This is a genomic window from Litoribacter ruber (assembly GCF_018449405.1).
Taxonomy (GTDB): Bacteria; Bacteroidota; Bacteroidia; order Cytophagales; family Cyclobacteriaceae; genus Litoribacter; species Litoribacter ruber.
In genome coordinates this window covers 175,009-196,602 of the sequence record NZ_JAHCMY010000004.1, presented here as the reverse complement: position 1 = coordinate 196,602, position 21,594 = coordinate 175,009, and the positions used below count along the sequence as shown (strand labels likewise).

The 21,594-nt window shown below is 41.4% G+C and carries 15 protein-coding genes; all 15 read left to right on the top strand.

Annotated features, from left to right (window positions below):
- Positions 1–437: 437 nt before the first annotated feature.
- The 15 genes from KI659_RS09615 (at position 438) to KI659_RS09545 (ending at position 21,583) form a co-directional block, all read left to right on the top strand.
- Positions 438–1,175 carry a polysaccharide biosynthesis/export family protein gene (locus tag KI659_RS09615; protein WP_213945131.1) on the top strand — a complete coding sequence of 246 codons (738 nt, stop codon included), beginning with the start codon at positions 438–440 and terminating at the stop codon, positions 1,173–1,175.
- A 34-nt stretch (positions 1,176–1,209) separates the two neighbouring features.
- Positions 1,210–3,600, top strand: coding sequence for a GumC family protein (locus KI659_RS09610; protein WP_213945130.1), 2,391 nt, complete (start codon positions 1,210–1,212; stop codon positions 3,598–3,600).
- 148 nt (positions 3,601–3,748) lie between these two features.
- Positions 3,749–5,335, top strand: a complete 1,587-nt coding sequence (locus tag KI659_RS09605; RefSeq protein WP_213945129.1) for a lipopolysaccharide biosynthesis protein — start codon at positions 3,749–3,751, stop codon at positions 5,333–5,335.
- 93 nt (positions 5,336–5,428) lie between these two features.
- Positions 5,429–6,667 (top strand): O-antigen ligase family protein, encoded by a 1,239-nt coding sequence (locus tag KI659_RS09600; protein ID WP_213945128.1) that lies wholly within the window; start codon positions 5,429–5,431, stop codon positions 6,665–6,667.
- 125 nt (positions 6,668–6,792) lie between these two features.
- Positions 6,793–7,965 carry a glycosyltransferase family 4 protein gene (locus tag KI659_RS09595; protein WP_213945127.1) on the top strand — a complete coding sequence of 391 codons (1,173 nt, stop codon included), beginning with the start codon at positions 6,793–6,795 and terminating at the stop codon, positions 7,963–7,965.
- 12 nt (positions 7,966–7,977) lie between these two features.
- Positions 7,978–8,772, top strand: a complete 795-nt coding sequence (locus KI659_RS09590; protein WP_213945126.1) for a hypothetical protein — start codon at positions 7,978–7,980, stop codon at positions 8,770–8,772.
- Complete coding sequence (locus KI659_RS09585; RefSeq protein WP_246535348.1) at positions 8,769–9,950, top strand: glycosyltransferase family 4 protein; 1,182 nt, start codon at positions 8,769–8,771, stop codon at positions 9,948–9,950. Before KI659_RS09590 ends, KI659_RS09585 begins: the two co-directional genes overlap by 4 nt.
- A 4-nt stretch (positions 9,951–9,954) precedes the next feature.
- Complete coding sequence (locus KI659_RS09580; protein ID WP_213945125.1) at positions 9,955–10,884, top strand: glycosyltransferase family 4 protein; 930 nt, start codon at positions 9,955–9,957, stop codon at positions 10,882–10,884.
- A 40-nt stretch (positions 10,885–10,924) separates the two neighbouring features.
- On the top strand, positions 10,925–11,947 hold the full coding sequence (locus KI659_RS09575; protein WP_213945124.1) for a DUF354 domain-containing protein: 1,023 nt from the start codon (positions 10,925–10,927) through the stop codon (positions 11,945–11,947).
- Between the two features lies 1 nt (position 11,948).
- The gene (locus KI659_RS09570) at positions 11,949–13,253 is read left to right on the top strand and encodes a nucleotide sugar dehydrogenase (RefSeq protein ID WP_213945123.1); all 1,305 of its coding nucleotides are present in this window, start codon (positions 11,949–11,951) and stop codon (positions 13,251–13,253) included.
- Between the two features lie 289 nt (positions 13,254–13,542).
- Positions 13,543–15,216 carry a GNAT family N-acetyltransferase gene (locus KI659_RS09565; RefSeq protein WP_213945122.1) on the top strand — a complete coding sequence of 558 codons (1,674 nt, stop codon included), beginning with the start codon at positions 13,543–13,545 and terminating at the stop codon, positions 15,214–15,216.
- 51 nt (positions 15,217–15,267) lie between these two features.
- On the top strand, positions 15,268–16,383 hold the full coding sequence (locus KI659_RS09560) for a DegT/DnrJ/EryC1/StrS family aminotransferase (protein WP_213945121.1): 1,116 nt from the start codon (positions 15,268–15,270) through the stop codon (positions 16,381–16,383).
- A gap of 167 nt (positions 16,384–16,550) precedes the next feature.
- Positions 16,551–18,176: a GNAT family N-acetyltransferase gene (locus tag KI659_RS09555; protein WP_213945120.1), complete on the top strand. Its 1,626-nt coding sequence runs from the start codon at positions 16,551–16,553 to the stop codon at positions 18,174–18,176.
- 72 nt (positions 18,177–18,248) lie between these two features.
- Positions 18,249–19,922: a GNAT family N-acetyltransferase gene (locus KI659_RS09550; protein ID WP_213945119.1), complete on the top strand. Its 1,674-nt coding sequence runs from the start codon at positions 18,249–18,251 to the stop codon at positions 19,920–19,922.
- Between the two features lie 23 nt (positions 19,923–19,945).
- Complete coding sequence (locus KI659_RS09545; RefSeq protein ID WP_213945118.1) at positions 19,946–21,583, top strand: GNAT family N-acetyltransferase; 1,638 nt, start codon at positions 19,946–19,948, stop codon at positions 21,581–21,583.
- Positions 21,584–21,594: the final 11 nt, after the last annotated feature.

The following is a 21,594-nucleotide window of genomic DNA, read 5'->3' as shown; positions in this document are numbered from 1 at the left end:
TTAACCGTCTTGAGGTAAAGTTGGAAGGTTTTGTTTTAGAAAAAGGATAAAATTTCCACGAATTATTAATTTTTGGTACGGGAGTTGGAGAAGTGTTAAACGGTTTAAAGGTTTATTGACCTCAAAAGATTTTTCCCAGGATTTAAGTAGTGCTTTAAGGTCCCCGAAAGGGAAGGTAATTCCAGTGATTAAATTTGATAATCAGAAGTGTAAATAAATGATGAATTACATTTTTTATTTCATAAAATTTATTGAAATTGGTACATTATTGGATTTGCACACTTTTAGAGACTCCTGATAAATCGGGAAAATAAACAGAGATTAAAGGTTTTTATTTAATAGTTAATTGACAGATGCAAACAACAAAAAGTATTGTTTTAGGTTTTTTCCTACTCCTTTTTATTTCCAGCTGTATATCCAATAAGCGGATAGTTTATATGCAAGATTTGCCGGATAACGCCCAGGTCGCTATCGCGGGCCAGTTAGCCGAGTATCAAGTTGAAGAGTATTATTTGCAGATCAACGATGTAGTAGATGTTTCCATCAGGACAACCAGCCCTGAACTGAACCAGATTTTCTTGGCGCAGGCTGCAGGAACCGACTGGAGAATGATGGGCGGCGGTGGCGGCATGATGGAAGGTGGAGATATCTTCTTCCTGAATGGTTTCACTATTGATGAAAACGGAATGATTGAAATCCCACTAATCGGAGAGCTTCAATTGGTGGGTTTGACTACCAAACAGGCCAAGGAATTGGTTGAAGAACAAGTAAAGCGCTACGTTGCCGAGGATGATTACTTTGTGAGAGTCCGATTGGGTGGTATCCGATACGCTGCTTTAGGGGAGTTTGCCCGACCAGGGAAGTTTACCATCCTTCAAAACAGGGTGACCATCTTTGAGGCGATTGCCAATGCGGGTGATCTTACTCCTCTTGCCAAAAGAGAGCAGATTAACTTGGTGAGACAGTACCCAGAGGGGTCAAAGACCTATAAGATCAACCTGACCAACAGTGATCTATTGTCATCGGAATTTTACTTCCTACGACCCAATGATATGTTATATGCAGAGCCATTGAAAGCCAGGGAACTCGGTACAGGGTTTACCTTTATTGAGACCTTCTCATTGGCCATTTCCACGCTATCGGCAGTTCTGCTAGTGATGAGTGCGATAAATTAAAGAGTTGAATTTTTGAGAATCAGAATACCACGCCATGGAAACTAAAAGTGAAAATATCAATTTAAAAGGCTTAGTTGTCAAATACCTGCGCTATTGGCCCTTTTTGGTGGTCAGTGTAATGATCGCAGTAGTATTGGCCCATTTTAAAACCAAAATGACCGAGCCTCTCTATAAGGTGGACGCCAAGTTCATGATTTTGGACGAGCAGCGAAGCAATATGGTGCTAGACCTTACAGGTATGGGCGCCGCTGCAGGCAGAAGCATGGGGCCGAACGTTATCAATGAAACCTTTGTGCTCCGATCTAGACCTTTGGCTTACGAAACGCTTAAGAGTCTGGATTTTGATGTGGAGTACTATGAAAGAGGTTCATTTGTAAACAAAGAGGTTTACAAAAGAACACCCATTATAGCCGAGGTGGATTGGTCAAAACCTCAAGTGACGGGAGGAGAGATCCTTGTGAGCTGGGTGAATGACAAAGAGTTTACCATCGAGTTTTTGGATGAGGAATACAAATATGTGATTCCCGATGAAGAGGATAGCGAAATCATGGAAACGCCAATCCTTAAAAATAACACTTTTACTTTTGGACAGTGGGTAGAGTTGCCTTACAGCAGATTTAAAGTTGATAAAGTAGGCTCCGAATCGGAAGGTGAAATGATAGTCAAGTTCAAAGACATTGGCAGCCTAGTGGGCCGCTTCACCGGAGAGGATTTACAAGTGACCCAAGTAGATGATATGGCCTCTGTGGTGGATATTGCTTTGATTACCAACCATCCTCAGAAGGGTAAAGACTACCTGAACAAGCTGATGGAGAAATTCTTGGATCAAGAGCTTGAGCAGAAAAACCGTATGGCCGGAAACACAGTGGCATTTATCGATAGCCAGATTTCAGGCGTAGCCGATTCACTTTCCAGAGTGGAAAGCCAAATGGGACAATATAGAAGTGCCAATAGAACTTATGATATGACCCAAGAGGGTGGTGCATTGTTTGGCCAGCTGTCTGAATTGGAGCAAAGTGCTGCAAGAGAAAAATTCAAAAGAGATTACTATAAAAGATTGGAGAATTACCTTGTACGAGAAGAGTACAATGAAATAGTGGTGCCATCAGGTGCCGGTATTGAAGATCCGATCTTGAATAGTCTGATAGAAAATCTTATCACGCTACAATCTGAGAAGAGCCGACTTTTGGCTACTCAAACAGAGGCTTCTCCTGCTGTAAGAGAGGTTACCAGAAAAATCCGTGACCTTAACGCCAGCTTGAAGGAAGTATTGAGAAATGTGGATAGTAATGCTGAGATGTTAATCAGAGATTTGGAGGCCAGAATCGCCAAAATCGAAGGTAGTTTCTCCAGACTTCCTGAAACTGAGCAGAACTTGCTTAAAATGAGAAGAGAGTTTGCCTTAAATGAAGGGATATACAACTTCTTGTTGCAAAGAAGAGCGGAAGCCGCAATTTCTAAAGCTTCCAATACTGCTTCCAGTAAGATCATTGAAAAAGCAGTGCCGAACAATATCGCCATTGCCCCTAAGCCAATGCAAAACTACATGGTGGGTGTATTGCTAGGTCTTTTGTTCCCAATTGCCATCATCACGATCAAAGATTTCTTCAACAATAAGATCAATGATATTCGTGAGCTTGAGAAGCAATTGCATCTTCCGGTCATGGCCAGAATTGGTAACAATAAAAGAAACACCAACCTGGTCGTATTGAAAGAAAACAGGGAGCCAGTTACTGAGGCCTTCAGATCGCTGAGGTCCAACATTACCTACGCTTTCAGCAAGGATAAGCAGATGACTATCATGTTGACCTCAAGTATCTCTGGGGAAGGTAAAACATTCTGTGCGATGAACTTGGCATCGGTTTACAGCTTGAGTGGCAAAAAGACCATCTTGGTCGGTTGTGACTTGAGAAAGCCAAAAATCTTTGCTGACTTTGGTTTGACCAACAAGAAAGGCCTTTCTACCTATTTGAGTGAGCAGGTTAACAAGGTTGAAGATGTGATTCAGCCTACCAAGTTCAAAAATCTTGATATCTTGACTTCAGGGCCTATTCCTCCGAATCCTTCAGAATTGATTTCTGATGACAGATTCTCGGATATGGTGAATGACCTGAAGACCAAATACGATGTAGTAATCTTGGATACTCCTCCAATTGGACTTGCAAGTGAAACTTTGGAGCTTTTGAAATTGGTTGATCTGACATTCTACGTATTCAGATATAACTACAGTCAGAAAGTATTTATCGAGCATGCCAATGCATTGAAATCCAGAAAGAACATCAAAAACTTCTATGCGATATTCAATGGCATCTCAGAAAAAGAAATGCAATACGGCGGATACGGTTATGGCTACTATGCCGAGCCTGAGAAGCCAGGATTATTTAAAAGAGTCTTTGGCGGGATGAGGAAAAACGCTGCCATCTGATTACTCCATTAATTAGGGCCCTTGATGCCCCAGGACAAAAGCCAGGCTTTTGTCCTGTTTTTAACTTTTCGTTATGTCGGTAGCAAGTCCCAGTGGGATTGGTTCGGCGAAGCTCTATGTAAATTTTGTTTATAACTAACAGCGTAATATGAGTACAGTTGATGAAGAGATTGTCGAGGAGAGGGATGGAAACAAAGATCAGAAAAAGAAGAAGGGGAAAGAGAATCTCAAACAAAGAGCTTATTTAAACTCTCTCACTAGTATTATTGACTTTGCCGGCAAACAGATTACCGGATTCATAGTAAGCCCAATCATCGTTAGCGGTCTCGGAGGAAATTTTTACGGTATCTGGCAGATGCTGATGCAGATGACAGGTTTTGCCGATATGGCTGACACCCGAGCCACCCAAGTATTGAAGTGGACGATTGCCAACAGAAGAGATGTGGCGTCAGCCCAAGAATTGCAAAGAGAAGCTACTACAGCACTAGTGGTAACGGGATTTATTCTCCCCGTGGTGTTAATTGTCGGAGCCATAATCTCCTGGTATGCCCCGCACATCACAAAAGTGGATGAGCAGTATTATACCATGATCCGTCTGACTACCTCCATGATGATTTTCTCCATGGTCATTTATAAGATCTTTGATCTTTATGAATGCATACTCAGGGGGATGAATCTGGGTTATAAACGGATGGGGGTCAGGGCTGCGATTATTGTCTTGGCCGGGATTCTCAAAGTTGCCGTGATCTATATGGGTTACGGGATTGTTGGGCTTGCAGCTGTACAGGTTGTGATTGCCTTGGTAACTGGTATCACCTTTTACATCATTGTTAAGAAAGCAGTTTGGTGGTATGGTTTTGCCCGTACTAACTGGCCCAAAATCAAAAGCTACGGGAAATTGAGTGGCTGGTTTATGGCCTTGAATGGTGCCGGCATGATCATGAATGCCAGTGATAAGATCTTGCTAGGATACCTAGCTGGGCCATTATTGGTATCAAATTATACCCTCACCATCTTTGCTGCAGCCGCCGTTGAAAGCGCCGTGGGTTCAGTGATCAACGGGATTATCCCCGGTATCGGAGGGCTTTATGGAAAGCAGGAATATGAAAAAGTAATGAAGGCCAGAAGGCTGATTTTCTCCCTGATTTGGCTTTTGATTGTTTCGCTTGGATCTGCGGTTTTGGTGTTGAACCAATCCTTCCTGGCCTTGTGGACGGGAGAGGAGTTTTACGCGGGTGATATTTCCAACTTATTGATTGTACTTATAGGTGTGCAAGGTATGTTCTTCGAAACGGACGGTTCCATTATCAACGTGACCCTGAAGCTTCAACAGAAGGTTTATTTTACACTGGCCTCGTCTCTAGTGACACTCGGGATTGCCTTGTTGCTAATTCCACCTTATGGAGTAGCCGGATTGTGTATGAGTATTCTATTAGGTAGAATGATTCTATCAATAGGTTATCCAATTATTTTGAGAAGAAATATGAAGGACACTTCGCCTTTCTTCCAGAGCAGACTTTTCCAACAAATGATAGGTGCTGCGCTTCTATTTGGTGCCGCTATCTACTTCAATGACTACATTTCCGCAGGCAACTGGTTTACACTTTTCCTTTATGGAGGTATAGTGACCCTAGTGGCGGGGGCAGTTTATTGGGTTGTTGGTTTGCAATCGGCAGAGAGAAAGGAAATTATGGACCTATTTTTGAAAATCAAATTCTTTAAGAAGGATGATTGATAAGTCCGGGTTAAATTATTGAGCATTAATTAATTTGAGTGAAGAGATATGCAGGCGTTTTTTTTATTAATTGAAGGATTTATTTTCTGCTTTATGGTTTATCTTTTTCTTTATAAGAAAGAGAAAGCCCTGCTGTTCCTGCCTGTCGTTTTCTTTGCGCAGTCATTTATAGAAAACACGGTGCCGGCTTCGATTCATGCTGTACTGGTATTACTTCTGATGCTCACCGTGATAGACAAGAACGTCTTGTTCTTTCACCGGAATATCTGGTCGTTTTTGATCGTAATATGGTTTTCCTTCCTACTCATGTATGTAAGGGATATTGAACCGATCCGATCAGTTTTCCTAAACGTGACCTTACTATTTGTAGCCATACCATTAGCCATGAGCATTTTCTCCAAGTATACCAAGGAGGAAATGCTCAAAGAGCTAAGCTTGTCCGGAGCATTCATTTTAGGTCTATTTCTTCTGAATGTGATGTTCTCCACCGCTTTTAATTATTCCCCAACAGAAATGTACGGGATCAAAAGCGGGATTTTATACGGTAAGCTTTATGCTACAGATTTCAACGTACTTTCTACTGCCACATTCGTGGTATTGTTGAGGGTGTTGAAGAAATACAATCTGACGTATGTAGTGTTATTGATCTTCTCAGTGGCCTTTATCATGCTTACCATGAGACGGTCTGTGATGATCTTGACTATGCTTGGTCTCGGAATGGGATTGATGCTCAAATTGGATTCAGAAAACATCAAATCCTTTTTCATGATTATTTTCGTGGCTGGCTTTGTGGGCTTTGTGATTATCCTGAATACTTCTTTCATGGACATGTTTATAGAGAGATATGAAGCCAGGAAGCTTGACGAAAGAGAATTGAAAGGGGAGCATAGATTTGCAGAATACGAAATGATCTATAGGGATATGTTTGTCTACTATGATTACAGCCCTTGGACGGGATACGAGCTGTTTAACAGTGCCCACAACTACGGCAAGGGTGCCTTTGGTGAAAGGTCGCTCCACAGTGATGTGACTAACCTTACCCATGCCAGCGGTATTCCGGGGCTGATCTTATATGTCTTATTAGTTACCTCAGCGTTTGTGACTTCATTCAGAAATCTCAATACAAAGTGGGATAATTATATTTTCCTGTTTTGTTTGGGCTCCTTTATCTTCTATACCGTCACGGGTAGATATGCTACCATAAGCTCCCATTGGATGATTTTTGCCCTACTTAGCTATCCTCTAGCTATGCCAGATGAGGAGAAAAAAGATGAACAACTTTCTGAAAAAGAAGAAGTTGATGAAGTTCATCAAGCAGAATACTCCCTTTAATAAAATCGGGTACGATTATTGAATAACTGGTATAATAAATTATTGGAATTATCTTATTTACTCCAATAACAATATATTAAGTTTTATTCTTTAGTGTTAAGGGAATATTCAAATTTTTAAATAATATGGCAAAGGTCCTATTTCATGATCACAAATTAGCTAACATCCTTTTCACGGATGAACTTCCCTCGGGAGGGGCAGCGGTGCAGACCTATGGTTGGATTCATGGCCTGTTGGCCAATGGGCACCAAGTATCGCTGATTACGGACCTGGATGAAGAAGAAAAGATGGATATTAAATCGGAATTTTCCGATTTGGAAATCATTCCTTCATTTGATTATTCCAAGGGAGTAAAATGGCTCAGATGGGTCACCCACAGATATCCCGATACTTATCGCAAGATCAAAAAAATCAACCCTGATTATGTATATGAAAGTATACCCAACTGGGGTTCCTATTTTTTGGGCAAAATATGCCGGTCGCTGGGGACTAAATATGTGCTTAGGATTTCCAACGACTCTTTTTTGGATGACCGGATTTTAAAGAATTACACCAAATTTGATCGCTATTTCTTAATGAAAGGGATTGAGATGGCAGATATCATTTTGGTTCAAAATGATTATCAGCTTGCGGCAATCAAAAAATACTTTCCAAAGAAAAATATCAAGAAAATCAGCAACCCTATTTATGTCCATGAACCGGAAAAAATAATAATGGGGGCTGAAAAAGACTATATCGCATGGGCAGGCTTATTTCAGTATCAGAAAAACCTGAAGCTGCTATATCAAATAGCGTCCGCCTTGCCCAAGGAAAAATTCAAGATTGCGGGCACCTTGTCCTCTAAAGAAGACGAGGAGACTTATGAATATCTCGGCAAGCTTGAAAAATTGCCTAATGTTGAGTTTGTTGGTTTTCTAGAAAGAAGACAAGTGTTGGCGTTTTTTGCAAATGCAAAATATCTGCTCAATACTTCTCGCTATGAAGGGTTTAGCAATACCTTCTTGGAAGCCATGATGATGGGGACTCCTATCTTGACAAGTGAGCATGTGAATCCAGATTTCCTTATTTCCGGAAATAATTTGGGAATAGTTTATCGTTCTTCAGAGGATTTGAGCACAAAACTTGTAAAGGTAGATAAGCCTGCATACGAGCAGATGGTGTCAAGGGTATTGGATTATGTTGCCAAGAATCACAACTATAAACTTGTGGCGGCCAATCTGATGAGACTGTTGGAGGGAAAGGAGACCTTGGAGGCTGAGTCCTCCAGAGCGCAAGTAGATGAAGTTGTACTGTCTTAACGATTTTTAATTATGAAAGAGATTTTTTCAAATAGACGATATTTAGTGGATGCCAAGTGGTGGTTGAAAAGACTGCCCCATGCTGTCCAATATTACGCCCGCTTATACCTGGGAAGACCGGTGGAGGAACTGGTGGAATATATGCCAAACCCAAGTTTGCCTACGGTGTACTGGGGGGCGATAAGCCAGATCACCTTGCATGGAAGTATCTATTACCCACCTGAAGGAAGGGTGTGTATGGGTGGCGAATGGGACCGCACCATGACATTTGATCTTCCGAGCATATTTATCGAAATACCTAAGAAAGCAAAAAAATGGGACCTGCATGAGACAGTCCGACAAATATTTATATACGGAGAGGATTTTAGAAAAACCCCTCAGTATCTATCCATAATTGACCATATCCAACAAGGGCTGCCTAATCCGCCCCAAGGGTGCGACACGGTGGAAAAGGCCGATCAATACTTTTTGGACCTGATCAAGGCTTACCGCTCAATGAAACTCAACGGCTATCTTACCCAGAATGAGCTGGGTAAGTCCAGTGTGGAGGAGATTAGGCTACACGTGACAAGGGATGGGAAACTATGTCTGGGAACAGGAGGGAACCACAGAATAAGAATGGCTGAAATTCTTGGCATAAAAAATGTTCCCTTCATAATTAAAGGAGTTCACCCCGACTGGGTAATTAAACTATCCAGAACCTACAATTTGCCACCACACCGAGCTTTCCAAAGATGGCTTGCGTCTGAGTTCAGCACAACTAAACCAAATGAAATCACCCTATTTAGCGAAAATTTTCGAATATGATGTTTGAAAAGAAAACCACCCGAATTATTTTTTTCCTAGGCAGCTTACGGGCAGGGGGAAAAGAAAGAAGACTCATTGAGTTGCTTACCTATCTGAAAAAGAAAGGTAATTATAAGATGATGGTCGTATTGACCGAAGACGTGATCCATTTTCCGGACTTCCATAAACTGGGCGTAAAATGCACGGTATTGGAAAAATCACTTTCGAAATATGATCCTACCATCTTTTATAAATTTTACAAAGTCTGCAAGAGCTTTAAGCCAAACCTAATCCATAGCTGGGGGGCGGTACAGTCCTTTTATTCATTGCCAGCTGTGAAGATGTTGAATATTCCGTTGGTAAACAGCCAGATCACGGCTGCTCCTCCTCAGGCGATGAGAAGTTCATTTTCTAAATTGATTGATAATGCCAATTTCAAATATTCAAAATTGATCATTTCCAATTCTAAAGCGGGCTTGAATGCCTTTAGCCCACCATTGGAAAAATCAAAAGTGATATACAATGGGATCAATCTCAACAGGTTTAAAAACTTGCCCACATCTGAAGAGATGAGGTCCAAATATGGAATTAAAACTCCATATGCGGTGGCCATGGTAGCTTCCATTTCCCCTAACAAAGACTATGACAGGTTTGTACGTGTGGCCGAGAAGGTAACAGCTCTCCGAAATGACGTAACATTCATCGGGATAGGCGGTTATTGCGACGGAGATGAGAAATATAAAGAGCTTGTGGATCTTACCGAATCGCGCCCGAGAATTGTGTTCTCCGGAGTGATTGACGAGGTGGAGGCCTTGGTGAATGCCTGTGACATTGGGATTTTGTTTTCCAACAAGGAAGTGCATGGAGAAGGTATATCCAACAGTATCATGGAATATATGAGCCTTGCAAAACCGGTAATAGCCAACAATGCAGGTGGTACTTCCGAAATCCTGAGGGATAAAGTCAGTGGATTCTTAGTGGACGAGGAATCTGATGATGAACTGGCCGCTATGGTATTGGAGCTGATTGACAACCAAGAGAAGCGCGAAGGATTTGGCCAGAAGGGGAGAGAGATCATTGAAAATGTATTCTCCTTGGAAAAGATGGGAGAGTCTTTTGAAAAAGCCTATATGCAGGCACTTTCATCCACTGGTTATGAAGTAGAGACTTTTCAAGAAGTGTACAGTAACAATTTTTAGAAAAATGAAAGTTTTATTTGTGAGTAGGTCGAAGACGGGGAGTCCGCATGCTTTTGTGAGGGAGCAGGCGGAAGTGTTGACGGAGAATTTTGAGATAGAGATCGACCATTTTTTAATCTCTGAGGGCGGCCTGAAAGGGTATTTTAAAGCAGCCCGTAGAATTGCAGCCTATCTTAAAAACCATCCTGTAGATCTTGTACATGTCCACTACGGCCTATCAGCCTTACCGGTGGTATTGGGCAAGATCTTCAGGATGCACAATAAGAAAATGGTGATCACCTATCACGGAAGTGATATCAACAAGTCAAACGAGCGGATAGTGTCCCTGTTTGCTTCCAAATTCTCGAGTTACAATATATTGGTATCCAATAGGATGGAGCAATTTTTTAAGAAAGATTACCAAGTAATCCCATGTGGTGTGGATATTGATATCGATACCAACTATAGGGACCTGGTGCGGAAAGAGAAAGGTTGGGGCAAAAACGACTTTGTCATCCTGTTTAGCAATAGTTTTGAAAGACTTGAAAAAGACCCAGATTTTGCCAAAAAAGTCGTAGAGGAATTTAGAAAGAAAACTTCCAAAAATGTGCATTTTCTGGAGTTGAAAGGCTATAACCGTGCTCAGCTTACCCAGCTGATGCAAGCCGCTGACGTGATGCTCATGTGCAGCATCATGGAAGGAAGTCCCCAAATCATCAAAGAATCAATATTGAACTCACTTCCCGTGCTATCTAATGACGTGGGCGAGGTGAAATTGATCTGTAATGAGGTAGATAACTGCCATATAGTGGATAAAACGGTAGAAGCCTATTGTGAGGTGCTGGAGCAGATGGCTCAAGAACCCCATAGGATTATGAACCGCCAGCCGCTTCTTGCCGAATACGACAATAAAGTAATTGCCCAAAAGATTTTTGCCATTTATCAAAGCGTATAACAGGGCCCATTGGCTTTGATTTTTAACTATTATCCAGACGATGAAAATATTAATCGACATAAAACACCCTGCCCAATTGAATCTGTTCAAAGGTCTTTCAAGAGACCTGGAAAAGGAGGGTTGGGAAGTGACCATTTGTTATTTGGAAAGAGGGAAGCTCCCAAAAATCATTCAGCGGGAATACCAGGGCTTTCACACCGTGCCGGTGGGAAGTAGCAAAGGTACCAAATGGTCCATCATGTGGGATGGAAATGTGAAGCGAACCTTCACCTTTCTGAATATGATCAGAAAAAACAAATATGACATCTGCATAGCAGCCAGCAGTATTCCACTAGCCTTGGCCGGAAGGCTGAGCGGTGTGCCGGTGATCCAGTTTTATGATGATCCAGAGCGGGGGAAAATCAATACCATAAACGCCAAGCTTTCCAAGCAGCTGTTTTTCCCTCCAATTGTGGAAAAAGACAAGAAGACAAGCATCTTTAACTGTCTTAAGGAATGGAGTTATTTGAGCCCTAACAGGTTTAAGCCGGATCCGTCTATACTGGAAAAATATGACTTGAAGCCTAATGAATATGTTTTTGTGAGGGAAGTGAGCAACAAATCCTTCAACTACTATGACCAGGATGATGCGATTGTTTGCAAATTTTCTCCAAAAATGAACCCTAAGGCAAAGGTTTTGCTATCCTTGGAGGATAAAACCATTGCGGATAAATTCCCTAAGCACTGGACAATTTTGGAAGAACCGGTGGGAGATATCCACTCCCTAATTTATTATAGCAAGCTTGTGATTTCCTCAGGAGACAGCATGGCCCGTGAAGGAGCCATGCTGGGCGTGCCAAGTGTGTATTGCGGAATTAGAAAAATGAAAGCCAATGAGCTTCTTATGGGCTTGGGGCTTTTGCAACATCTTCCTAAAGATGAAGCGATCCCTTTTATTAATGAGACCATTGCCGAGAAGTTTGATGAAAACAAGCAGGAGCAAGTGCGTGGTAAGCTCTTGGTAGATTGGGATGATATGAATGTATTTATGAAAAACCAAATAAACAATTATAAAAACAATTGATATGAAGATTTCAGTTTTTGGATTAGGATATGTCGGCTGTGTGAGTTTGGGTTGCCTTGCTAAAAATGGCCACCACCTTACCGGTGTCGATGTAAATTCTTTTAAAGTAGACCTGATCAACAAAGGGCAACCTACCATTTTAGAAAAGGATATTGACACCATCATCAAGGATGGTCATGAGCAAGGAAGAATTAAAGCGACCTTGGATGCAAAAGCAGCGGTGATGGAAACTGACTTAAGTATCATATGCGTGGGTACGCCATCTTCGCCACAGGGACACTTGAACCTGTCATACATTTTCAAAACTGCCGAGCAGATCGGTGAGGCTTTGAAAGATAAGGATAGATTCCACGTGATCACGATCAGAAGTACGGTGCTACCAGGTACCAATGAGAAATTCGGAAAAATCGTAGAGGAATTCTCCGGTAAGGAAAGAGGAAAGCATTTTTCTGTGGTATCCAACCCTGAGTTTTTGAGAGAGGGTACTGCTGTGAAGGATTACTACAACCCATCGGTGACCGTAGTGGGTGGCGATCATGAACAGGCATTGGAAATGGTCGCTTCTCTTTACCAGGAGTTGGACGCTCCAATTAAGAAAACAGACATTAAGATAGCTGAAATCATCAAATATGTAAACAACAGCTACCATGCGCTTAAAATTGTTTTCGCTAACGAAGTGGGTAACATCTGTAAGTCTATGGACATTGACTCCCATAAAGTGATGGAGCTTTTCTGCAGTGATACACATTTGAATATTTCCCCTGCATACTTCAAGCCTGGTTTTGCCTATGGCGGAAGCTGTTTGCCAAAGGATTTGAAAGGTCTAGTTACTTTAGGACATGATAACTATCTATATACGCCTGTGCTATCTGGCATTGAGGCTTCGAATGAAAACCAGAAAAAATCAGCCTTTGAGCTGGTAACCAAGTCCGGTAAGAAAAACATCTGTTTTGTAGGGCTAAGCTTTAAGGAAGGAACTGATGATTTGCGTTACTCCCCCTCTGTGGATTTGGCAGAAATGCTTATCGGTAAAGGCTACAACATCACCATTTACGATGAGAATGTGCATATGTCCAAACTGATCGGTGCCAATGAGGCCTATATCAACGAGAGGTTGCCGCACTTGTCCGAGTTGTTGTCTACTGATCTTGAGGAAGCAATCAAAAATAATGACGTGATCATAGTGAACCACAGAAACTTTGAAGGCTGCAAGTACTTTGATTTGTTAAAAGAGAAGGAAGTGATCGACTTGGTGAGAGTGGATGAGCTGAAAGAGTTGCCGCAGTACGCTGGGCTTTGCTGGTAATTAGTAAAAGTAAAGTTTTTATTCAAATATTTATTTTTTATCATTAAATTGACCAAATCATAACGATTGGGAATAGAATTTGAATAGTTTTTATAAGTCAAAAGAAAATTGATAAAACCGGGCTCAGTATAACCTGGGCCTGGTTTTAAGTCTTTTTTACAAACCTTATCCAAGTTTGAATATACCTGATAGGAAGTAGTAGGTTAGTATTTTTTCACTAAACCCTGCTAACCCAAAGTTTTTAATCTATATCAGTGTATTTGATTTTGTACCTATAGAAACCGTTAATATGATTAGTCCCGTTACAGATTTGAGCGAATTTACAAACAAAGCTAATAGCCCTGTGGAAATGAAGACGTTGGTCGGTGAGGAGGTTTTTGATTTTTTGGATAACAAAGAAAATCAAAATCAGTATGATCAACTTTTTGAAAAATGTCCTTGGAAGACCGCTTTTCAAAACAGAGATTTCATCAGCACTTGGTACAGGCACTACAAAAGCAGTTATCTCCCAATTTTGGTTTATTCCACACAAGGCGATGAGCTGATAGGTGTACTTTCACTGGCGGCTGTAAAACCAAGTTCTGGACAAGTTAAAAAATTCGACAGAGTAAAAATTTTAGGTGCTGGCCATTACAGGGCTGAATACCAAGTGTGGTTGTCTGAACCTCACAACAGTGAAATATTTATCAAATCGGCCTTAAAAAGCGTAATTGAGCTTTACCCTAAAAGCGATATCTTTTTAAGATTTGTGCCAAATGGCGACTGTCTGGACTGGGTGGAACTTGACCCTTTTTGGAAAAAGCACTGCATCGTACAGTCCTTTAGAAGGGTGCTGATCAAAATGACGGAGCCTGAATTCCCCAAGCTCTTTACCAAAAAAGAATTTAAGAACAAGAGAAACAGGCTAAAAAGACTGGAAGGTTTTGAGTTTAGCAAAATCACCGATTTGGAGGAGTTTAAGAGGGTGCTGCCAGACTTGACTGACCAGTATGACTTTAGACAAGGAGCCATGTTCAACAAGTTTCCGTTTAGGGATGCTCCCGAGATGAAGGAACTGCTTGTGGAGCTTTTTAAGAAAAACATGCTCCATGTGACCGTGATGCGGGATGGGGAAGAAATTCTAGCCTCCATCGTAGCGGTAACCCATAAAGAGTGGGCGCACCTAGGAGCCATCAATACACATACCCCTTTCCATGGGAAAAACTCCCCAGGCTTTGTACATTTTATTATGCTTCAGCAAATGCTTTCTGAGGAAGGATTTAAAGTGTTTGACCTTACTGCAGGAGGGGATCTTTATAAGGAAAGAATGGCCAATTACCATGATTATGTGTACACATTGCTATTCACCCAAAATCAGACATTCAAGATAAAACGCAGCATTAGAAAGGCCGTAATGGGCATGCTTGTAAAAGCCAACATCCGCCCGATGTCTGTGGAACTTAACATTAAGCGAAAATTCTATTTACTCAAAAGTAGGATGAAGTTATGGAAGGAAAAGGATGTGGTTTTCACTGCCATCAAAAAGCGTTTGGCCGGTAAAAAGGACAAACCCGTTACTTTGGCAATGGAAGTCAATACCTCTTCAGACCAATTGCCTATCCGAAAAAATAGCCTGAAGGATAATCTAGAATTCAATGGTGGGGGCACTACGTTGAGCAAATGGGAATATCTGCAGGAGGCTATGCGGAAATTTGAGACAGGCGAAACCTCTTACACTTGGGTGAAAGATGGTGATTTGAAGGCTTGTGTTTGGGTGAGTGAAGAGGAGGATCTGGGTGTACCCGTGATCAAGGATTTTTACATTCATCCATCCGTTGATAATGAATTTAATTTATTTATCAATCAAGTAGCCGGCAAGATTCAGAAAAAGGGCGAAAAGATTAAGGCAGTGGTGCCTGGTTATGACAGTAAGCTTTTTAAGATTTTGCAGAAAGCAGGATTTGAAAGCAATGGAGCGGCCTAAGCCGAGAAGATTGACAGCTATTTTTAATATTTAATACTTTCCCAAGATTATATGAAAACATGTAGATTCGGAATGTGGCCTGTACTTCCATTAAATGTACACTTTAAGAAGCCTTCCGATTATAAGCCCTTTCCTTTAGATGAGGAAAATTTGCAGATTTACTCTAGAGCGCGTCATGCTATGTATAATGCCTGCAAGGCTTTGGGCTGGGGTAAAGAGGATGCTATTTTGGTACCGGCATATCACCACGGGTCCGAAATTCAAGCCCTTTGTGACCTGGATATCCAATTGAAATATTACGAACTCACGGATAAGCTAGAGCCCAACCCTGAGGAGTTGGATCAATTGATGACCACGAATGTGAGAGCTTTGTATATTACGCATTATTTGGGCTTTCCTCAAAATGCCGCCTTTTGGAGGAAATGGTGTGATGAGCGAAATATCATGCTGATTGAGGATGCCGCTCAGGCTTTTCTAGCTGAAAGGGATGGCATTCCAGTAGGTTCACATGGTGATTTCTCCATTTATTGTCTCTACAAAACTTATGGCTTGCCTGATGGCGGGGCCTTGGTGTCCAAAAAGCCTTTGAAGGATAATTATGCCAAGGCTCCCTCTGGAGTATGGCCAATGGTAAAGCGCCATATCAACTTCGTCTCTGAGCAAAGGGGTGAAGTGGCTGGACTGCATCTGAGGTTCAACGACGCTATGAGTGTCTATAAAAAGGTAAAGAATGAATCCAACGAAAAGGAACTTCAGTTGGGAGATCCTACCACCAGAGCCTCTGCGATGACCATGAAGTTGTTGCCTTTATTGTTGGATGAAAACACTGCCGCAAAAAGACGCGAAAACTACCGTTATATGCTAAGTAAGCTAGGGGAGTTGGTGCCACCACCGTTCAATGAATTGCCGGATGGGGCTAGTCCGTTTGCATTTCCTGTCAAACTGAATGATGCAAAAGAGTTTTTGGCGCGATTGAAGAAGAAAGGGGTAATCGGACAGCTATTTTGGCTCAATCCACATCCTACCTTGCCTAAAGCTGAATTTCCATTCAGTATAGAATTGAGAGAAGGGGTAATGGCCTTGCCGGTTCACCAAGATTTGTCTGTAAAGGAGCTGGATAAAATAATCAACGCAGTAAAAGAATGCCTTCCAGTAGTTCAATTGTAATATCTAAATAGGTCACCTTGAAAGCGTTAGATGGTGTAAATTACCTTTTTCGGGGATAATTTTCAGATTTCTAACTAGTATCGGCAGGTTTAGTATGGAAATTGCGATATATAAATAAGCGGTATCAGCGCTAGATAAAATTTTGTAAACTGAATTATATTTTTGATATGGAAGTAATGGAAGTGTCTACTGAAACTACATCAAGTGAGAGGACCATTGATATTGTAGTTGGGAATGAGGCTTTGAATCTGCTGGAAAACAAACAGTTTTGTGAGCAGTGGGATAGCTTATATGAAAGCTGTACTTGGGCCACCGTATTTCAGTCCCGTCAATTTGTGACTAGTAATTATACCCTGACTCATCAAAAATATACCCCCGTGATTGTCAAAATGGAGCATAACGGTAAACTTACCGGTTTGCTTACCTTGGCAATTAATCCTCCGGGAAGGAAAAAAAGTAAAAAGAACAGCTATTTAGTTGGAGCTGGCCATGGTGAGGCTGATTACCATGCTTGGCTAACTAGCAGAGAGGATAGTACCTATTTTGTGGGAACTAGTTTTCGCAAATTATTGAAAATGTTTCCAGGGCAATATATTTCTCTGAGACACCTAAACCCTGACGTACCTACAGACTGGGTAGAGAAAGATCCCGAAATAGGCAAGTTGTGTGTTTTTCAGCCTTTCAATAGGGCATTGGTGGATTTGGATAATTATCAAATCTCCAAAAGAGACCGGAAGCGCATTAACCGGATGAACAGGATCGGTCAGTTTGAAGAGGTGAAAGATTTAACTGTTTTTGAGTCGATAATCGACGACTTAGGAGCTAAGTACGATTTCCGACAAGCGGCAATGTTCAACCAGTTTCCTTTCAGTGAATCCCCTACCAACAGGAAATTCTTGCTGGATTTATTCAAACGTGGTGTGATCAGGGTTACGATTTTCCGGACAAAAGACGACATCATTGCCGGAATTGCCTCTGTGCATGGAAAGGAGAGGGCCATATTGGGAGGGATAAATTTCCACTTGCCATCCTACTCCTATTATTCACCTGGGTATATCCAGTTTTTGCTGCTGTTTGACCATTTATCCAAAGAGAAAAACCATAAGTATTTTGACTTGACCCCAGGAGATGATCCGTATAAGATGCGTTTGGCAAGCAAGGTGGAAACTGTTTATAAATTATCAGTGACTCCTGATCCAATATTTAGGGCAGATAAGCAATTTAAAATTAAGCTTTACGACTGGATCCTGAGTAAGGGACACAACCCATATACAATTAAACTTCAGATCGACAGGGAGAAGTACATCATGAAGGAAAAAGGTATGAAAACATACCTGACCCAGCTGATAAAGTCAAAAATTAAAAAACCTGTTATTGATTCCTACAACCTGAGCCTAAACGGCCAAGTGCCGGAATCAGCTTCTTTGGTTCTAAAAAGGAATAATCTGAAAGACCTTCTGGATTACCAATTCGACGGCACAAAAGCTACCCGCTGGGAGTTTTATAGTGATGGAATGAGAAAGATGGAGGCCAATGAAGAATGTTTTACATGGGCCAAAGATGAAGTGCTTTTAGCATCTGTTTGGTTCAAAAAGGAGAAGAGGGAGCAGACGGAGGAGGAGTTCGTTTTAGTGTATGACTTTTATTTTGATAAAGAAGCTCAAGGAAGTGAGAAAGAGTTTTTTGAATCTGTTCTGAAAAGGCTAAAAGAAGAGGGGATTGAAAATGTGCAGGTTAAGTTGGGCCCCGATGACAAAAACCTGTATAGTTTAGTCAAAAGCTATCAGCACTAAGCTTAAGGCCGAAATGGTCTATTTTTAAAGTAGTAAGATCTAAATTTTTGCTGTCATTCAAAATAACATGGAATGGAGGAAACTATAGTTAGTAAAGAGGATGTGGCGAGGAAGGTTTCATTTAAAGATGGCATCTCGTTATTTATAGCCGAGGAAGTGTTATCGCTTCTGGAGGATGAAAAATTTATTGAAGATTGGGAGTCGCTTTACTATTCTTGTGAATGGTCAAACGCTTTCTTAAGTCCATCTTTTGCAAAATGTTTTTATGAAGTATTTGAAAAGGAATTTACTCCTTTATTGATTGCTCAATTTGAAAAAGGTAGATTGAAGGCATTACTTCCCTTGAATGTGGAGGCTGAAGCCATTATGAGCCAGAAAACATTTAAGGTAAAAGGCGTTGGTTTTCATTATGCCGAATACCAAGGCTGGTTGGCTGAAAAGGGGCTTGAAGTAAGTTTTATAAAGGATGCCCTCAAGCTGTTGCTAAAAACTTTTCCAACAGCGGAAATCCATCTTAAGTATCTACCTGCGAAAATCCCGGTAGATTGGGTAAAAGAATCTGAATGGTCGTCCAAATGTGCGCTCCAGAAATGGGGCAGGCCACTTATGCGCATGAATGATCCTGAATTGCCCAAGTTTTTCAAAAAGAGAAGCTATAAAACCAAGCTGAATAGGTTGAAGAGAAGCGGGAAGCTTGAATTCAAAGAAGTTACCGGTAGGCAGGAGTTTTTGGATATGTTACCAGGTTTGGCTTTGCAGTTTGATTTTAGGCAAGGAGCCATGTTTAATAAGAAACATTTTCAGGACAACCCCAAAAAGACCGAGTTGATGACCAGGCTTTTTGATGCCGGCTTGCTTCATTCGACCATCCTCACCCTTGATGGGGAGATAATCGCTTCTATCATTGCCGTAACGGGCCAAAACTGGATCCACCTTGGGGGCATCAACACTCATAGCCCAGAGCATGCTGTTCATTCTCCAGGTTTTGTGCATTTCGTCCTTTTAAGTGAATTACTCTCCAAAGACGAAAACATGGTATTTGACCTCACCCCAGGAGGGGATGAATACAAGGAAAGGTTGGCTACCGATCGAGATGTCACATATGGGCTGATCATATCAAACAATAGGAAGACGATCCTGACACGGAAGGCTCGGGTGGAATTTGATGAATATGTGCTCAAGCAGGGCAAAAGGCCAGTTTCGGTGGAGAATGATATTCGAAAGGAGCTACATATTTGGAAACAGCGAGCAAAAAATTTGACTAAGGGAAATTTAGCCAGATTGCTGGATGAGCCCAAGGTGAGTCAAAAAAATACATTAACGGTAAGAAAGGCTGGAGCCACCAATTCGACAGCTGCTAAAGTTTCCAAAAATAATTTGGAAGATTTATTGCTCTATTCGTCGGATGGCAACCATGCAACGAGGTGGGAAGCATTGATTCATTTTATGAAATCAATGGAAAGAGGAGAAGATGTCTATTCAGTGTCCGACGGTTCAGAGCTGTTGGCTTGCATCTGGGTAGCCTCGGGGAAGGCAATAGCAAAGAATGAGGTATTATCACCGATTTATTCTGCAGAGGATAATTTGATGTATCATTTCTATTGCAAGCCCAATTACAGAGAGCAGTTTGGGGATTTCTTCAAAGCAGTTGTAGATCAATTGCACAAGGAAGGCTCTATAAAAGCCCTTTTCAGCAAAAAATATAAGTTTTTAATTAATGACTTGGATTGCCTGACGGCAAACTAAGCGCGGGGAAAAAAGTGTGCGTTATGCAAGATCTGGTGAGTGAATATACTTTTACAGTTGATAAAGTGGAGAATAAAGGGAAAGTTGTTTTATTGACAGGTCAGGCTGCCTTGGATAAATTATTCGAGCCTGATTTTGTGAGCGAATGGACTGCCCTGATAGAGGCGTGCCCTTGGGCAACTGCTTTCCAAAGTCCCCAGTTTGTCAATTCTTGGTATAATGCTTATCAAAATGATGCATTTCCTATTGTTGCCTTACATCTTGAAAAGGAAAAACTGAAAGGCATCATGACTATGGCGATTCTAACTTCCAAGAAGGATGAGCAATTGCTACGAAATAAAACTGTCAAAATTACCGGTGCAGGAGGGTATGATGCGGAATACCAAACCTGGGTATCCGAGAAGGATTTTGGAAACAAATTTGCCCTAAGTGCTATCGAAGAGATAAAAGCGGTATTTCCCAAATCAAATATCATTTTTAGGTTTATTCCCGCAGGTGCCCCAATTGAGTGGTTAGACCAGTCCGAATGGAGCAAAAAGTCTGTATTGCAGCCCCATAAACGACCATTGTTAAAGTTTGAAAATCCAGACTCCAAAAAAGCTTTTAAGATCAATAAACAATACAAAACAAAATTGAATCGGCTCAAAAGAGAAGGTGTCGTTAGTTTTGAGAAAGTAGCGTCTTATGAGCGTTTTGAGGAGGTCTTAGATGATTTGGCTGTCCAGTATGATTTCCGGCAAGGTGTGATGTTCAATAAAAATCAATTTAGGGACTTTCCCGCCCGGAAAAAGTTCATGTTGGAGATGTTTCGAGAAGGGGTACTACATGTTACGTTGCTCAAACTTGATGACCACATCATTGGCTCAATGGGGGCGGTGTATGGCAAAGATTGGCTACACCTTCAGGGATTCAATACCCACTCGCCGTTTTATGCCAAACATTCTCCTGGGATTCTTCACTTTCTGCATTTGGGAAATCATTTGTTTGAAGAAGGCTTTGAGGTTTTTGACCTCACACCCGGGGGCGATAAGTATAAGGAGAAAATGGCCACAAGTCATGATGTGGTATATAGTTTGGTTTTGACCGATAGCCTTGTCTTTAAGTTCAAAAGACAGGTAAAAAAGAAACTCCATGCCTACTGGGAAAGCAAGGGGCTTAGGCCTATGAGTGTGGAAATGAATTTTGAGAAGAAGGCCTATCTGTTTTCACATCGACTTGATTTACTTAAGAAAGAGAAACTGGGATTTTTTCGAAAGAAAGCTTCTCCAGCTATTAAACCTCATCAGGTTGAAATGGCTAAACCTATTAAAGGGATATGTAAAAACGAAATTCAAGATTTGCTTCAATTTGAGGAAGTAGGAACAAATATCTCCAGATGGGAATATTTGGAGGCAGCCATGTCCAATTTAGAAGAAGGACAGGGCTTGTTTACGTGGAGCGAAAACGGCGTGCTTTTGGCATCGGTTTGGATAATAGACTCCAAGGATAAGTATGCTAAAGGCTTCCCTGATGGACTAACCTTGATAGATGAGTACCTTCATCCGAATATAAAGGATCAATATGCATCTTTTCTGAAAGGGTGTGTCAATCGATTGCAGGAAGAAAATCCAGGACGCAGTATTTACCTGTCTACTGCCGATGGTTTTGAAACTTTAGCTTAACCGCACCGAAG

What these genes read in the sequence shown, in the direction of transcription:
- KI659_RS09615 (WP_213945131.1), top strand. Translation starts at nt 438, where the DNA reads ATGCAAGATTTGCCGGATAACGCCCAGGTCGCTATCGCGGGCCAGTTA.
- KI659_RS09590 (WP_213945126.1), top strand. Translation starts at nt 7,978, where the DNA reads ATGAAAGAGATTTTTTCAAATAGACGATATTTAGTGGATGCCAAGTGG.
- KI659_RS09545 (WP_213945118.1), top strand. Translation starts at nt 19,946, where the DNA reads ATGCAAGATCTGGTGAGTGAATATACTTTTACAGTTGATAAAGTGGAG.
- KI659_RS09605 (WP_213945129.1), top strand. Translation starts at nt 3,749, where the DNA reads ATGAGTACAGTTGATGAAGAGATTGTCGAGGAGAGGGATGGAAACAAA.
- KI659_RS09595 (WP_213945127.1), top strand. Translation starts at nt 6,793, where the DNA reads ATGGCAAAGGTCCTATTTCATGATCACAAATTAGCTAACATCCTTTTC.
- KI659_RS09585 (WP_246535348.1), top strand. Translation starts at nt 8,769, where the DNA reads ATGATGTTTGAAAAGAAAACCACCCGAATTATTTTTTTCCTAGGCAGC.
- KI659_RS09580 (WP_213945125.1), top strand. Translation starts at nt 9,955, where the DNA reads ATGAAAGTTTTATTTGTGAGTAGGTCGAAGACGGGGAGTCCGCATGCT.
- KI659_RS09565 (WP_213945122.1), top strand. Translation starts at nt 13,543, where the DNA reads ATGATTAGTCCCGTTACAGATTTGAGCGAATTTACAAACAAAGCTAAT.
- KI659_RS09555 (WP_213945120.1), top strand. Translation starts at nt 16,551, where the DNA reads ATGGAAGTAATGGAAGTGTCTACTGAAACTACATCAAGTGAGAGGACC.
- KI659_RS09575 (WP_213945124.1), top strand. Translation starts at nt 10,925, where the DNA reads ATGAAAATATTAATCGACATAAAACACCCTGCCCAATTGAATCTGTTC.
- KI659_RS09550 (WP_213945119.1), top strand. Translation starts at nt 18,249, where the DNA reads ATGGAGGAAACTATAGTTAGTAAAGAGGATGTGGCGAGGAAGGTTTCA.
- KI659_RS09600 (WP_213945128.1), top strand. Translation starts at nt 5,429, where the DNA reads ATGGTTTATCTTTTTCTTTATAAGAAAGAGAAAGCCCTGCTGTTCCTG.
- KI659_RS09560 (WP_213945121.1), top strand. Translation starts at nt 15,268, where the DNA reads ATGAAAACATGTAGATTCGGAATGTGGCCTGTACTTCCATTAAATGTA.
- KI659_RS09610 (WP_213945130.1), top strand. Translation starts at nt 1,210, where the DNA reads ATGGAAACTAAAAGTGAAAATATCAATTTAAAAGGCTTAGTTGTCAAA.
- KI659_RS09570 (WP_213945123.1), top strand. Translation starts at nt 11,949, where the DNA reads ATGAAGATTTCAGTTTTTGGATTAGGATATGTCGGCTGTGTGAGTTTG.